Annotated in this window: 9 protein-coding genes; 5 read left to right on the top strand and 4 right to left on the bottom strand. The window is 67.1% G+C overall.

Features of this window, described 5'->3' with window-relative positions:
* Positions 1-14: 14 nt before the first annotated feature.
* Both ACN9M6_RS04255 and ACN9M6_RS04250 read right to left on the bottom strand, forming a co-directional pair.
* Complete coding sequence (locus tag ACN9M6_RS04255) at positions 15-3,266, bottom strand: leucine-rich repeat domain-containing protein (protein ID WP_419161681.1); 3,252 nt, start codon at positions 3,264-3,266, stop codon at positions 15-17.
* Between the two features lie 121 nt (positions 3,267-3,387).
* The gene (locus tag ACN9M6_RS04250; RefSeq protein ID WP_419161680.1) at positions 3,388-5,241 is read right to left on the bottom strand and encodes a prolyl oligopeptidase family serine peptidase; all 1,854 of its coding nucleotides are present in this window, start codon (positions 5,239-5,241) and stop codon (positions 3,388-3,390) included.
* A gap of 206 nt (positions 5,242-5,447) precedes the next feature.
* Here ACN9M6_RS04250 and ACN9M6_RS04245 point away from each other — a divergent pair, with 206 nt between their 5' ends.
* From ACN9M6_RS04245 to ACN9M6_RS04225, 5 genes are all read left to right on the top strand, one after another.
* A complete protein-coding gene (locus ACN9M6_RS04245; RefSeq protein ID WP_419161679.1) occupies positions 5,448-6,062 on the top strand; it encodes a DUF6962 family protein in 615 nt (204 codons plus the stop codon).
* On the top strand, positions 6,063-8,153 hold the full coding sequence (locus tag ACN9M6_RS04240) for a prolyl oligopeptidase family serine peptidase (RefSeq protein WP_419161678.1): 2,091 nt from the start codon (positions 6,063-6,065) through the stop codon (positions 8,151-8,153).
* A 62-nt stretch (positions 8,154-8,215) separates the two neighbouring features.
* On the top strand, positions 8,216-9,034 hold the full coding sequence (locus ACN9M6_RS04235; RefSeq protein WP_419161677.1) for a c-type cytochrome: 819 nt from the start codon (positions 8,216-8,218) through the stop codon (positions 9,032-9,034).
* Positions 9,031-10,635, top strand: a complete 1,605-nt coding sequence (locus ACN9M6_RS04230; RefSeq protein WP_419161676.1) for a pyrroloquinoline quinone-dependent dehydrogenase — start codon at positions 9,031-9,033, stop codon at positions 10,633-10,635. Before ACN9M6_RS04235 ends, ACN9M6_RS04230 begins: the two co-directional genes overlap by 4 nt.
* A 19-nt stretch (positions 10,636-10,654) precedes the next feature.
* The gene (locus tag ACN9M6_RS04225; protein ID WP_419161675.1) at positions 10,655-12,391 is read left to right on the top strand and encodes a serine hydrolase; all 1,737 of its coding nucleotides are present in this window, start codon (positions 10,655-10,657) and stop codon (positions 12,389-12,391) included.
* 56 nt (positions 12,392-12,447) lie between these two features.
* Here the strand turns inward: ACN9M6_RS04225 and ACN9M6_RS04220 are convergent, their stop codons facing one another.
* Entirely contained in the window at positions 12,448-12,654 is a 207-nt protein-coding gene (locus ACN9M6_RS04220; RefSeq protein ID WP_419161674.1) for a DUF5683 domain-containing protein, read from the bottom strand.
* Positions 12,655-12,761: 107 nt separating this feature from the next.
* Positions 12,762-14,699, bottom strand: coding sequence for a prolyl oligopeptidase family serine peptidase (locus ACN9M6_RS04215; RefSeq protein ID WP_419161673.1), 1,938 nt, complete (start codon positions 14,697-14,699; stop codon positions 12,762-12,764).
* Between the last annotated feature and the right edge of the window lie 6 nt (positions 14,700-14,705).

The raw sequence follows: 14,705 nt of genomic DNA, 5'->3' as shown, positions 1-14,705 counted from the left end.
CGCCTGAGCCGGTCTCAGCGCCTCCAGGCCGCCGAGCCGGGAAGCCCGCCGCTGACCATGATGTCCAGCCCACGCGCGGGGGCCAGCGCATCGAGGGCACCGGGCCCCATGGAGCCGGCCGGCAGGTCGCGCAGGATGGCCCGCACGTGGCCCGTCACAGGGTCGCGCATGATCGCCATCGGCGGTTCACTCCCCTCCCGCATCTCGACGGTGCCCCCTGGCCCGGTCAGCGCGAGGCCCGCCAGCTCCGACTCCCACTCGGCCTGGACCGGAAGAGCGAAGGTGAAACCGGAACTTCCATCTCCGTCCCAGATTTCCTCCATTTCGAATCTGATCGAGAAGAGCTCGCTCCCATCGGCGCGGCTTCCCGTCAACGTATACGACCCGACTGCAGGCGGGATGAGCGGCCGCGCATCGACTACGAAGGCGGGATCGAGGTGGATCGCCCCGTCCGCGGCGGCCCCGCCGGACACCAGGAGAGTCCGGGTGGCGGCCGGGGCCTCCCCCACCTCGAGCGTATCCTGGAGCCGGAAGCGCAGCGCGTTCGCAAAGTAGTAGTCGCTGACCCATGTGGGGTCGCAGTAGGTCATGAAATCCGAACGATCCGGAGGCACCAGCGACCCATCGCGCGGATCGTAACCCCAGATGCCGCTCTGCCCGTTGTCGTAGGGGAAGCCCGGATCCGGGCCTCCTTCGTCCCCCCTGCAGAGCGCATGCTGCAGGCTCATGTTATGTCCGAGTTCGTGTGCGATCGTCTCCGCGTCCAACAGCGAGACGGCGGTCTTTCCGCGATATGCCAGGCTGTCAGTATAGAACGGGAAGTACGCGACGCCCCTGGCACCCTCAGGATCCGGGATGAGACCCATCCAGTGTCCGAACCCGTCCTCCATGATCCGGATCCTCCCGACATCGGCCAGAAGTTCAAAGATGTCGTTCGAGTCGACCGTCACGCTTTCATGCTGGTTGATCTCAAAGTCCCCAACGGGAAGATAGTTGTTCGTCTGCCAGAATATCTCGTCATCGGGGTCGGCGCTCGCGACGAGTGCCGCGGCGCCGCGGTCGTTGTCCCCGGTCCACACGAACGGGATCAGCGTCAGATGCAGGGGGGGCACGGCCCTCACATCCAACGCCGTGCGGCCGGTCTCGGGGATGCGCTTCGACACCCCCAGATTCGGATCGAGCGTGCCGTCCGGATCGACCTCGACGACCATCTCCAGCCCGGGCTGGATCACCTCGGCGGGGATCACGGCGTTAGCCGAAAGATCGAGTTCGCCCTCCTGCACTTCCGTCGGGATCACGGACGAACCGGCCGGAATGTCCTCCACATGTACCTCCGCGCCGTCCACGAAGAACCTGGCGCGGACAGGCGGGATCACCTCCGTGGTCTCCTCTTCGGTCATCACGAAGACGCGCAGGAGTGCGTCCTCTCCGGCGACCAGCGGGACGGGAAACTCGCGCGACTGCGCCGCCTGCATCAGGTAGGCCTCGGCGTGGGCCTCCGCTCCGCATGACCGGATCCGGTACTTCGGCAGCGCCGATTCCAGCCAGGTGCGGAAGGCGGGCGTCCGGGGCATGCACAGCCCGGTGCCATCCGCACGCAGTTCGAAGATTTCGTCGAGCTGGGTCATGCTCTCGGGCAGGGGACCGGACAGATCGGCATTACCCTGGAGCCAAACGCGATAGAGCGCGCCGGCATCGCCGAGTCCCGGCGGCAGTGGGCCGGACAAGTTGTTGTTATCCGCCAGGAGGAACCTCAGGCTGTCGATCTGTCCCAATTCCGCGGGAAGTGGTCCCTCGATCATGTTGTCGGCGATCCAGAGTGAAAACAGGCTGTCGAGTTGGCCAAGCGAGGCGGGCAGGGGTTCCGACAGCCTGTTGCTGTAGACGCGGATCGCACGGAGCTTCGCGAGTGCTCCCAGGCCCTCGGGCAAGCCGCCCTCGATCTGGGTTTCCGTAATACGCAGGATCTGCAGTTCGGTGAGCTTTCCGAACTCCTCGGGAATCGAACCTTCGAACCGGGCTTCGTACAGGTGGACTTCCTCGAGGCTGGCGAGGTTGCCCATCTCGGGCGGGATGGGGCCGGTCATCTCGTTCCCGCCCATCCAGAGTTCTCTGAGCTTCTCGAGCTTCCCGATCTCCGGAGGGATGCTCCCCTTGAACTCGTTGCCGTCGATGTCCATCCGCCGCAACTCGGTGAGTTGGCCGATCTCCGGCGGGATCTCGCCCTCGAGACGGTTGTAGTCCAGTCGGAGCAATCGCAGGTGCGGAAAATATTTGATCTCGGTGGGGATTTCTCCCGACAGGTTGTTGCGGTTCAGGTCGATCTGACGGACCCGCCCCGTCGCCGAATCGACCGCGATGCCGTACCAGTTCTCGAGCGGCGCGTCGGTGAGCCAGTTGGTGTTGTCAGTCCAGCTCTCTCCACCCATGGCTTCATAGAGCTTTATGAGGTCCGACCGTTCCTCGTTACAGGCGAGGAACTCGCCGTCGCGCGTCGGAACGGCGTTCAGCCACGCCTGGAACCCCTCGTCTCGCACCGTGCACAGCATCGTGCCGCCGTAGTTGAGCGTCTGTATGCCCAGTTCCGAGAGAGAGAACGGGATCGGACCGGAGAGCCCCTCGTTCCCGCCTACCTGCAGTTCGGTGAGGAGGGCCAGATCGCCGAGGTCCTCGGGAAGCTGGCCGCTCAGCCCATTCTCGCTCAGGTTGATCGCGGTCACGCGGGATTGCTCGTTCGCCGTCACGCCGTACCAACTTCCGACCGGCGCGTCGGACGTCCAGTTCTCGCTGTTGGTCCAGTCGGAGCCGAACGTGCCGACGTAGAGGTCCATGAGTATCGCGCGGTCGACGCTGTGCACCGCGACAGGCGCGGAAGCCGTGACGGGCCCCGAGGTGGCGGTGAGGCTCGCGTTTCCTTCCTTCAGGCCGCTCACGAGTCCCGTCGCATCGACCGTGGCGATTGTGGGATCACTGCTCGTCCACGTCACCACCGCGTCGGAGATCGGCTGCGCCCGATCGTTGAGGACGCGCGCCGTCACACGCACCGTGTCCCCCGCCACGACGGCGACCGTCTCCGGGTCCAGCGTAACTCTCGCCGGAATGGTCGCTGTTGGGGGCGGCGGAGGCGGCCCGGGCCGCGGACCCGCCGTGTCGTCGCCACCGCAGGAAAGGAGCCCGAAGAGCGCGCCGAGGAGGACAGTCGACATCAGGATGTTTCGATGCGTGCGGGTCGTGCGTTCGTCCGGGTTCCCGGTGGCGTGTCTCATGGTGTGTCCAAGGGTTGTGGGAGACCATCTTCGACTCGATGCATATGATAATGCATACTGTATACTACCGCTGCATTACCACCACTCACCCCCAATTCAGGGTGGATAAGGGCGATCCGGATCAGCAGGTTCCCAGGTGTCGGGTGAAGAAGGCCTGGAGCCGCGCGTACATGTCGATCGAGTTCGCGGGATCGCGGAAACCGTGTCCCTCCGGGTATGTCTTCGATTCGAACTCCTTGCCGAGCGTCTCGAGCCGCTCGACCGCGAGGGTGAAGTTCTCGAACGGCGCCCGCACGTCATGTTCGCCGTGCATGATGAGAACGGGCGCGGTAATGCGGTCCATGCGGTCCAGCGTCTCGCTCTTGGCGTAGATCTCGGGGCGCTCTTCGGGGGTCCCGCCGTGACCCGTGATCGTGAAGATCTTCCCGAGGCGATCCGCGTACGGCAGCGTGAGGGACTCGGAGTAGATGCCGCGCATCGGCACCGCCGCGTCGAACTTGTCGGGCGTGCGCGTGATCGCGGACATGGACTGCATCCCCCCGTAGCTCCCGCCGTAGATGCCCACTCGCTCGTTCACATAGGGCTGGGCGCGCAGCCAGTCCGCCGCCGCGCCGGGGTCCTTCGACTGGTCGTTGAGCCAGTCCTCAACGGACAGATCCTGGAACTCGCGCCCGAAACCGGACCCCCCGCGATAGTTGATGGCCAGGACGACGAACCCTTCGCTGGCGAGGTACTGCTCGATGAGGTTCGTCCCCTGCGTGTAGGAGTTCGTCCCTCCGCCGTGCACCTGCACGAGCGCCGGACAACTCGGCGCTTCGGAGCCGTCTGCGAGCGCGGTTCGGATCACGGGCGGGAGGTAGAGGAACCCCTGAATGTACAGGCCGTCGAAGGTCCGGAACGAGATCTCGGTTGGCCGCTGGATGCCCGCGAACTCAGGGGAGAGGCTCGTGAGCCGCGCGGGTACCCCGCCCTGGAGGTCCAGTAGCCAGACTTCCCTGCCCTCGCCGGCGGCATCCCGCGTGAAGACGGCGCGCCGGCCGTCCGGTGTCGCGTGCAACGAGGACCAGGCGCCCCCGACGTTCGTGACCCGCGTCGCCACGCCGCCCGACGCGGGCACCGACCACAGGTCGAAGGCGCCGCGCTGCTGGTACGGGAAGTAGACGCGCTCCCCGTCCCCGGACCAGAAGGGATCGAACCGCATGATCGCGTCGGTCGCATGGACCTGCATCTCGATCGGCGCCTCGCGCACGACCCGGGGGACGGATCCCGACAGGTCCAGATCGATGAGATACAGATAGGCGAGATCCTCGTACCAGTACTCGTCCTTTGCCGTGCCCATGAGGACGAGGCGCGACCCGTCCGGCGACCACACGGGACTTGACGAGGCCATGAGCGAGGTCGACACCTGGTGGGCCTGTCCCGTGGCCACCTCGACGAGCCAGACATCGTCGTGCCACCAGTCGGCGCGGTTGGAGATGTAGGCGATCCAGCGACCCTCCGGCGACCACATGGGAGAGAAGCGGCTGTCGTCAGCCTCCGCGCCTTCTCGCGTCAACGGCATGGGCGCCGACTCTCCATCGGCGGCGACAAGCCAGATGTCCTGATAGCCGGACTCCCTGGAGTAGTACGCAAGGGTCCCGCCGTCCGGGGACCAGGCGGGCGTCCGAAGGCCCTCGACTCCCTCGACGAGCGTCCGGCCCGCCTCTCCGGGAGTCGCGACGTGGAGTGCGCCCCCGGCGATGTACGCCAGGAGCTTCCCATCGGGGGACCAGACCTGCGAACCGCCGGAGGTCCGGAAGGTGGGGGGCCCGTCCGCCCCTGAAGTGCCCGTCAGCAGGTGGATCCCGCTTCCGCCGCCAGGTGCCGGCCCGGAGACCGCGATGGTCTCCCCATCCGGCGAGAGGACGGCCCGTCCCGCCCCGCCGCTCGCTGTGAAGATCTCCGTGAGCGTCAGGGGGATCCGGTCGTGCTCCACTCTCGTCTCCGGAACTGAACAGCCGGTGGCCAGAAATCCGAGGACCGCCGGGAGACGGAGACGCATTCGCGGTCGCTGGCACAGAGACTTGCACGGAAAAAGGATCGATCGAGACACGGCTCCTCCTGGCATGAGTATTGCCCGCGGCTACCGTCGGACAATACCGATCAGAGGGCGGTTGATGCTCCAACCGGAGGGGCGGGACCTTGAACGAGCCGGCTGTAACGCTGACCGACTACGGGCTGACGCTTCTGTGCGCGGTGCTTGCGTGGCGCGCGCGTTCGACGGTGAGGGCCGACCTCCGCCCATGGACCGCGGCGCTGTTCGTCGGCTCGGGCGCGGCGGCACTGTTCGGTGGTACGGTGCACGGCTTCTTCCCCGAACCGATGACCGTCGGATACCGCGCGCTTTGGCCGGCGACGCTGCTCTCCGTTGGCGCGGCCGGCCTGGCGGCCTGGGGGCTCGGCGCCCATGTGGGCACGCGGAGTGCGGGTGCGCAATGGGTGACGCGTATCGCGGCGGTTGCCTTCGTCATCTATGTCGTGCTCGTGCTCACGGGCCTGCACGCCTTCGTCCTCGCGATCGCCTTCTACCTGCCCGCCGTGATCTACCTGACCGTGCGATTCGCGAGCGCGTATGCCCGCCGCCGCACGGCGAGCCGGAAGGCAGGGCTGATCGGGTTCGGCCTTACCTACGCGGCGGCCGCGATCCAGCAGCTTCAGATTTCCATCCATCCAGTGTGGTTCGATCACAACGCGCTGTACCACGCCGTGCAGGCCGCGGCGTTCATCATGCTCTACAAGGGCTTGAGCGGCGAATAGGTGAAACGAATTCTTCAACTTCAGGTGTGTGCCATGCGCAGGGTCATCTTCCCGGGCTCCCGTCCCACTGCAGTCGGTCTCGCTCTCTCCTGCATCGTCGTGTCGGACATCGGCCGGGCTGATGGGTTATCGGCCCAGGATGCCCGGCCGATGACCGTCGAGGATGTCCTCGCGGTGAGAAACCTGTCGCAGGTCGCGATCAGCCCGGACGGCCGCTGGGTGGCGTACGTCGTTACCGAACGGGACATGCAGGAGGACCGCCAGGAGACCGACGTGTGGGTCGTCCCGGCGGCGGGGGGCCCCCCGGATGTGCGCCAGCTCACCTTCCGGCCGGGTTCCGACGACTCGCCTGTCTGGCACCCGTCGGGGGGCTGGCTCGCGTTCTCGTCGGACCGCGAGGGGGAGCGGCAGATCTACGGGATCCGGCCCGACGGCGGCGAGGCGTGGCAGGTGACGTCTCACGAGACATCGGTCGGGAGCTTCCGCTTCGGGCCCAACGGCCGGCGGCTGGGATTCGTGGCGAGTCCCTCGCCCACCGAGGCGGACCGCGAACTCGAGGAGATCCGTGGCCGTCCCATCGTCTGGGACTCGGTCTACACGGAGCAGTGGTCGCAACTCTACGTCGCCGAACTCGAGGACGACGTGGCGGGCGAGGCGGTGAAGTGGTCGCCGGACGGCCTCCATGTGCAGGCCTTCGTGTGGTCCCCCGATTCGCGAGCCGTAGCGTTCGGCGCGCGTTCGTCCCCCGTGCTGCGAACCAACTACTACGGGGCGACCTACGTGCAGTCGGGGGCGGAGACCGAGGCCCGCAGCGTCACCTCGATGCCGGGCGGAGAGAACCCGGTCGCGTGGGACGACGAGGCTGGCCTCATCGTGTCCGGCTCCGGGCATCTGCTCGGTACGTTCAATCGGCAGCTGTGGCGGGTGCCGTTCGCGGAAGACGGCACGGCTTTGGAGGCGGTCTCCCTCACGGCCGCGCTGGACGCGAACGCGAACCTCGTGCATGTCGACGGTTCGCAATTGATCGTCGCCGCGGCTCGGCGTACGGGCGCGACGCTGTACCGGATCGACCTCGAGGACGGAGCCGCGGCGGGGTCTCCTGTCGATCTCACCGACGGCCGGCACTACTACTCGGGCGTCTCCGCATCCGAGGATGGGAGCGTTCTGGCGCTGACGGCGGAGGACGGAGCCGCGCCGCCCGATGTCTTCGTGACCCCGACCCGCGAATTCCGGCCCGAGAGAAAGACTGCAATCAACCCGCAGTTCGCGGATCTCGCCCTGGGCGAGCAGCGGGTCGAACGTTGGCCGTCACGGGCCGGAGGCGAGGAGATCGAGGGCGTGCTCACGCTGCCCGTCGGGTACGAGGACGGTGACCGGGTGCCGATGGTCCTCGTGATCCACGGCGGCCCGTCGGGCATCTCCTCGGATCGCTTCAACGCGACACGCGGCGCCTACCCGGTGCAGGTCTACGCGGGGATGGGGTTCGCGGTCCTGCAACCGAACTACCGGGGATCGAGCGGTTACGGGGAGCGTTTTCGCGGCCTCAACCGCGGAGACATCTCGGGCCGTGACTGGGTCGACATCGACTCCGGAGTCGACGCGATGATCGACCGCGGGATCGCCGACCCCGACCGGCTCGCGGTGAGCGGGTGGAGCTTCGGGGGGCACCACACCTACTGGGGCATCACACAGACGGATCGCTTCAAGGCGGCGAGCGCGGGGGCGGGAGCGAACGACCTGATCTCGATGTATTCCCAGACGGACATCCCCGAGTTCTACCACACGTATCTCGGTCCGAGGCCCTGGGAAGACTGGGACCTCTACGAGGAGCGCTCCGCGTACCGTCATGTGGAGAACGTGACGACACCGCTCCTGATTCAGGTGGGTGAGAAGGATGAGAGGGTTCCGGCGGAACAGAGCATCCAGTTCTTCGAGGCGGTTCGCGCGATCGGCAAGGCACCGACGACGCTTGTCCTGTATCCTGATCAGCCACATGGAGTAAGGTCGCCCCGTCTACAGCGAGATCTCATGTCCAGAAACGTGGCGTGGCTCACGCGCTGGATCCTGGAGGCGGAGGCGCTGGTTCCGTGACGGCCGGCTGGATCGCTACGTTGGTTTGCGGCATGAGAGGACGCCAACGGAGGAGGATGGTCATGCGATGTCTCCGTCTGAGTCTGTGCCTTTCGGCGCTGGCGGCGAGTACGCTCGCGCTGGCGGGTCCGGCCATGGCCCAGGACCCGCTGGAGGTGACGGAGGCGGGCCTCGCCCGTGGCGAGGTGTTCTACCAGGCCCACTGTGGTCGGTGCCACGGAATGCTGGGCCGGGGCGGTGAAGGGCCAAGCCTGGCGCGCCCCACCCTGCCCCGCGCTCCGGACCATGCCTCCCTTGTCCAGGTGATCCGTCGCGGGATACCGGGCACGGGAATGCCTGGAACGCGGGGCAACCTTATTCCCGATCTCGAGGCCGATCTCGTCGCGGCGTACGTCCTTACGCTGGGCGAGGACGCCGTTGTGGAGGTCGCGGGAGACGCCCGCCGGGGAGGCGAGGTGTTCGCGACCGCCGGGGACTGCTACTCCTGCCACGTCATCGAGGGCCAGGGGACGGGCATCGGACCCGAACTCACGGGCATCGGTGTGCGCCGCGGGGTCGAATACCTCTATGCGTCCCTGCGATCGCCCGAAGCCGAGTTGCCGGTCTCGAGGCAGGGCCTCCTGCGAGGATTCAGGGGATACCTGCCCGTCCGCGCGGTTACGCGCGAGGGCCGCGTCATCACGGGCATGCGCGTGAACGAGGACGCGTTCACGATCCAGTTGCGGTCCATCTCGGGCCGCACGGTTTCGCTGCGCAAGGACGATCTCGTGGAACTCGAAAAGCAGTTCGATCACTCGCTGATGCCCGCTGTGGACAACATGACGGAAGCGGATGTCGACGATCTCGTCGCCTACCTCGCAGGCCTCGGAGATGGATCATGATGGCTTCCGCGACTGCCGCACTCGCGATGGGGGCTCTGCTGTGGAGCGGCGCCGCCTCGGGAGCGGTCGCCCAGGTCCCGTTCGAGCGCCTCCTGAACGCGGACGCCGAGCCACACAACTGGCTCACGTACTCGGGCAACTACGCGTCTCACCGTTTCTCGGCGCTCGACCAGGTCCAGCGGGGGAACGTCGGCGACCTCAAGGTCATCTGGGCCTACCAGATGAGCGGCGGACTCATCGAGACGACGCCGGTCGTGGTGGACGGGGTCATGTACGTGACGGAGCCGCCCAGCAACGTGAGTGCGCTCGACGCGCGTACCGGTCGCCGCCTGTGGTACTGGTCTGCCGATGTACCGGCCGCGACGAAGAACATCGGCTTTCCGCGCGTGAACCGCGGCGTGGCGATCCTCGACGAGACCCTTTATGTGGGAACGCTCGACGCGCGGCTCGTGGCGCTGGATGCGCGTTCGGGCGCGGTCCGCTGGGAGGTGGAGGTCGCGGACAACGACCTCGGCTTCTCGATCACCCTGGCGCCGCTCGCGCTCGACGGGAAGGTCATCGTCGGCATGTCCGGCGCCGAGGCCGGCGCGAACGGGTTCATCGACGCGTACGACGCGGCGACCGGGGAACTCGTGTGGCGCACCTACACCATCCCCGGCCCCGGTGAGCCGGGCAGCGAAACGTGGGGTGGCGACAGTTGGGAGCACGGCGGCGGGTCGACGTGGCTGACGGGCTCGTACGACCCCGAACTCGACCTGCTCTACTGGCCCACGGGTAACCCGGCGCCCGACTGGAATGGGGATGCGCGACCGGGAGACAACCTCTACACCAACTGTATCCTCGCCCTCGACCCGGACACCGGGGAGATCCAGTGGTACTTCCAGTACACGCCCCACGACACGCACGACTGGGACGCGACGGAGATTCAGGTGCTGGTCGACGCCGAGTGGGAAGGTGCGCCCCGCAAGCTGCTCGTGACGGCGAACCGGAACGCCTTCTACTACGTGCTCGACCGCGAGACCGGAGAGTTTCTGCACGGGGTTCCGTATTCGAAGCAGACGTGGGCGGAAGGCCTCGACGAGAACGGCCGGCCGATCGTGATCCCGGGCACGGAGCCGACGGAAGAGGGGAATCTCGTGTGGCCCAGCCTGCAAGGCACCGCGAACTGGTTCAGTCCGTCGTACAGCCCGGATACGGGGCTCTTCTATCAGGCGACGCGGATCATGGGCGCTGTCTACTACAAGTCGGAGGTCGAGTACGAGCCGGGGCAGCCTTTCCTCGGCGGCGGCGAGCAGGCCTTGTCGGGCGACGACGCGAGCGGAGCGGTCAAGGCACTGGACGTGCTCACGGGAGAGCTCGAGTGGGAGTTCCCCCTGCTCTCCCCTCCGTGGGCCGGGGTGATGGCCACGCGGGGCGGCCTCGTATTCGGCGGAAGCAACGAAGGAAACATCTTCGCGCTCGACGCGGAGACGGGGGAAGCTCTGTGGGACTTCCAGGCCGGGGCGGCCGTCCGCACGAACCCGATGTCGTTCGAGGTGGACGGCGAACAACGCATCGTAACGGCTGCGGGCAGCGTCCTCTGGGTGTTCGGGCTCCCGTAGCGAACTTGAGAAGGAGGTCATGATGACGTCGCTCAACCGTCTTGCCAGACGCCGACCGCACCGGAGCGGCGGATTCACCGCCGGCATCGTCGGGGCGGCCATCCTGCTCGCCGTGCCCGCCGTCGGAGCACAATCCTGGCCCCCGGCTCCTCCCGCAGTGGAGGAGATCGACGCCTGGGTCGAGGACGCGATGACGCGGTGGGAGGTACCCGGGATGGGGCTGGCCATCGTACACAAGGGTGAGAGTTTCCTCGCCACCGGCTACGGAGTCCGCGAACTGGGGAAGCCCGAGCGAGTCGATGGAGGGACGCTGTTCAGCATCGGCTCGTGCTCAAAGGCCTTCGGCGCGGCGACGTTGGCCGCCCTGGTCGAGGACGGCCGCCTGTCATGGGACGACCGCATCACGGACCACGTCCCGTGGTTCCGCCTGCATGACCCCTGGACCACTCGTGAGATTCGCATCCGTGACATCGTCACGCACCGCGTCGGGACCGGGAGCAACCAGCCGCTGCGGCCGCTCGTCGTGGACCGGCGCGACTATCTGAAGCGCCTCCCGTACATCGAGCCCGCCCATCAGTTCCGGGATCACTACGGCTATACGAACGACATGCTCGTTCTGACGGGCCATCTCGTAGAAACCGTTTCGGGAACGGACTGGGATTCCTACGCGCGAGAGAGGCTCTGGAATCCGCTGGGCATGACGACGACAACGGCGCGCATGGGGCCCGCCAACGCGAGTCCCAACCACGCCGAGCCGCACGCGATCGTCCAACGGAGGTTCGAGGGGGACGCGGCGACCACGGGAATGCCGCTGGAGCCCGTGCCCTGGCAGTACGCCGAAGACGTCACTGTGCCTTCCGGCGGTGTGATCACGTCGGCGGACGAAATCACGGAATGGATGCGGCTCCACGTCGGTACCCACCCGAATCCGCCGCTGTCCGCATCATCCGTGGCCCTCATGCATACGCCGCACACCGTGATCCGGAACCCGAGCAGCTGGATGCCGTTCGAAGGGCCTGGGGCGTATGCGATGGGCTGGTCCACGGGGAGGTTCGGGAACATCACTGCCGTGGGCCACGGGGGGAACGCCCTGGGCTTCAACTGCTCGATCGCGCTGGCACCCGAACACGGGTTCGGCGTGTGGGCGACGACCAACCGGAACTCCGAGTTGCCCTGGGTGCTCACGAAGTGGGCGCTGGCGCGGTTCCTGGGTGACGAGGAACTGCGGGGCCGCGACTGGCACGCGGAACACGAGCGGCAAGTCGCCGACGGGAACCGTCGGGTCCTTGACGCACAGATGGCGCGCCGGGCTGCCCGGCTCGACCGGGGCCCGTCCGTCCCTCTCGAGACATACGTCGGGACCTATCGGAACGGCTATGCAGGTGAGTTGCGGGTTCGCCTGACGGACGCACCCGTTCCGCCCCTCATGCCCGCGGAGGGCCGCCTGGGCCGTTGGGACGGGACGCCGGGGCTGCACGAGCGTCCTGCGGCTGACGCCTCGGCCGGCACCGACGGTAGTGGGTCGGCGAATGGGCCCGCGGGCTCGGCCGGGGAGCCCACGGGTGAACTCCGGCTGGTCGCCGAGTTCGATGGCCGGGAGAGGCCAATCCGGATGCCGCTCGAGCATTGGCATGTCGACCGATTCGACGCGTGGTTCGGCGACGTTCGCATCGGCGTTTCATTTATTCTGGACGACATGGCCCGCGTGACCGGCGTCGAGATGGACTACTACGGCCGCTTCGAACGCGTCCCCTGATGGACCCTGTGACCGGGTGGCCGAACCGACGGCCGCCCGGTCGACCCGGGTTCAGGTCAACGGGCGGAAAACCTCTTTGCGTAGCCGTACGCCGTCAGCGCCGAGACCAGATGGCAGACCCAGCCCCATAGGCCGCCGGTCCCGATCCAAAGGCCGGGGGTCACGACCAGCCAGAACAGCCCGCGCAGGATCTTCCCATTGTAGAACTGCCCCAGGCCCGGCACGAACAGACTCAGGATCGCCGCAGTCGATGGGTTCCTCACCTCTATCCTCTCGATACATCTTCGGGATCGTCGATGGGCGCGTGTCCGCCCTCATGGTGCTCTCGTACGAGGGGCCGCCACTCGCGGTTTCCGAGCTGGAGAGGGATTCAGGCCGGGGCGCAGCCGTCGAGATGACGCGTGAAGAATGCCTCGAGCCGCGAGTACATGTCGATACGGTTGTCAGGGTTGCGGAAGCCGTGGCCTTCCTCCGGATACGTCTTCACTTCGACCCGCTTGCCGAGTCGCTCGAATTCGGCCACGGCGTTCTCGAAGTTCTGGATCGGGACCCGTCGGTCGAGTTCGCCGTGCATCAGGAGCACCGGGGCCGTGATCTCGGCGATACGTGAGACGACATTGCTCTTCGCGTACGTGTCGGGCCTCTCTTCAGGGGTTCCCCCGTGCCCGGTGACGGAGAAGATCTTGCCCAGCCGATCCGTGTACTCGAGCGTGTTCAGCTTCGAGTAGGCGCCTCGCATCGGAACGGCGGCGTCGAACTTGTCCGGTGTCAGGCTGACCGCCGACAGCGACATGCTCCCGCCGTAGCTGCCTCCGTAGATCCCGACCTTGCCATTCACATAGGGGAGCGTGCGCAGGTAATCGGCCGCCGCCCCCGCATCTCGCGCCTGGTCCCACAACCAGTCTTCGACGGACATGTCCTGGAACTCGCGCCCGAACCCCGACCCGCCCCGGTAGTTGATCGCAAGCACGACGAACCCTCTCGAAGCCAGGTACTGCTCGGTGAGATTCAGCCCCTGCTGATAGGAGTTCGTACCGCCCCCGTGGACCTGGACCAGAGCCGGGCAACCGACCCCATCTCCGAGTTGCGGCGGACGGTAGAGGAAGCCCTGGATCCGCAGTCCATCAAAGCTGGAAAAAGACACCTCCAGCGGCGCCTCGACAGACCGCCAGGCCGGGGAGAACGAGGTCACCCGGCGGGGGACGCCGCCTCCCAGTTCGACCGTGTACGCTTCGCCTCCGCGCGTCGGTGTCGAGTGGGCGAAGGCGAGCCTCTCGGCGCCTGCAACATGGCTGAGCGCGGAGATCGTCCCGCCCATGTGCGTGACGCGGGTTGCGACGCCGCCGGACGCCGGAACCGCCCACACGTTCACCGTGCCGCGTTCGAGGTAGGGGAAGTAGATGAACCGCCCGTCCACCGACCACGACGGCGCGTGTCGCATGGCCGAGTCCGTCGCGTAGACCTGCATGTCCACGATCCGCTCCAAGGGGCTGGCGCCCGCGACCCCGGACTCCTCCAGATTCTCGATCATGTAGATGTAGGCGAGGTCCTCGTACCAGTATTCGTCCTTGGCGGTCCCGAACACGGCGAGGCGGTCGCCTTCCGGCGACCATACGGGCGACGACATCGCCATGAGCGTCCGAGTGATCTGCCGGCGGTCGCCGGTCTCGACGTCGACGATCCAGATGTCGTCGTGCCAGTAGTCCGAGGCGTTCGAGACGTAGGCGATCTCACGCCCGTCCGGTGACCAGGCCGGCACGAACCGAGGATCGTCCAGCGCCATCGCGGCATCCGTCAGCTGGCGCGGAGAAGTCGAGCCGTCTGCCGGAACCAGCCAGATGTCCTGGTGGCCGCTCTTTGTGGAATAGAAGGCGATGGTCCGCCCGTCGGGTGAGAACACGGGGGCCCTCGCCCCCTCCATGTCGTCCGCGACCGGCCGCGCTTCTGCCTCGCCAACGTCCGCAATCCGGATTTCCCCGCCCCGCGCGAAGGCGACCCGGTCGCCGTCCGGATCCCAGGAGGGATTCGATCCCTGAAGCCAGAGTCGCGGCGCCCCGAAGTCGTCCGCCTCGCCCCGCTCCGCGAGATACAGACCCGCCCCCTCGGGCCCGGAACCCAAGATCACGAGGCGTCGGCCATCCGGCGAGAGCGACACCCCCCGGACGCCGGAACTGTTTCCGTGGATGTTCTCCAGCGTGAGATCGAGTGCCGCGACTGCCGCGGCGCCGGGACTGGAGGCGCCGGGCCCAGAGCACGCCAGCGGCGCCAGGATCAGCGAGGCTGTCAGAATCCGATTCACGCGAAACACGCTGCC

The sequence above is a fragment of the Candidatus Palauibacter sp. genome (assembly GCF_965197445.1).
Lineage (GTDB): Bacteria > Gemmatimonadota > Gemmatimonadetes > Palauibacterales > Palauibacteraceae > Palauibacter.
The sequence above is the reverse complement of the archived record's forward strand: the minus strand, read 5'-3'. Positions and strand labels throughout refer to the sequence as shown.

Bases quoted from the DNA above. Each gene is read 5' to 3' on its own strand.
- ACN9M6_RS04235 (WP_419161677.1), top strand. From the start codon at position 8,216: ATGCGATGTCTCCGTCTGAGTCTGTGCCTTTCGGCGCTGGCGGCGAGT.
- ACN9M6_RS04255 (WP_419161681.1), bottom strand. From the start codon at position 3,266: ATGAGACACGCCACCGGGAACCCGGACGAACGCACGACCCGCACGCAT.
- ACN9M6_RS04230 (WP_419161676.1), top strand. From the start codon at position 9,031: ATGATGGCTTCCGCGACTGCCGCACTCGCGATGGGGGCTCTGCTGTGG.
- ACN9M6_RS04225 (WP_419161675.1), top strand. From the start codon at position 10,655: ATGATGACGTCGCTCAACCGTCTTGCCAGACGCCGACCGCACCGGAGC.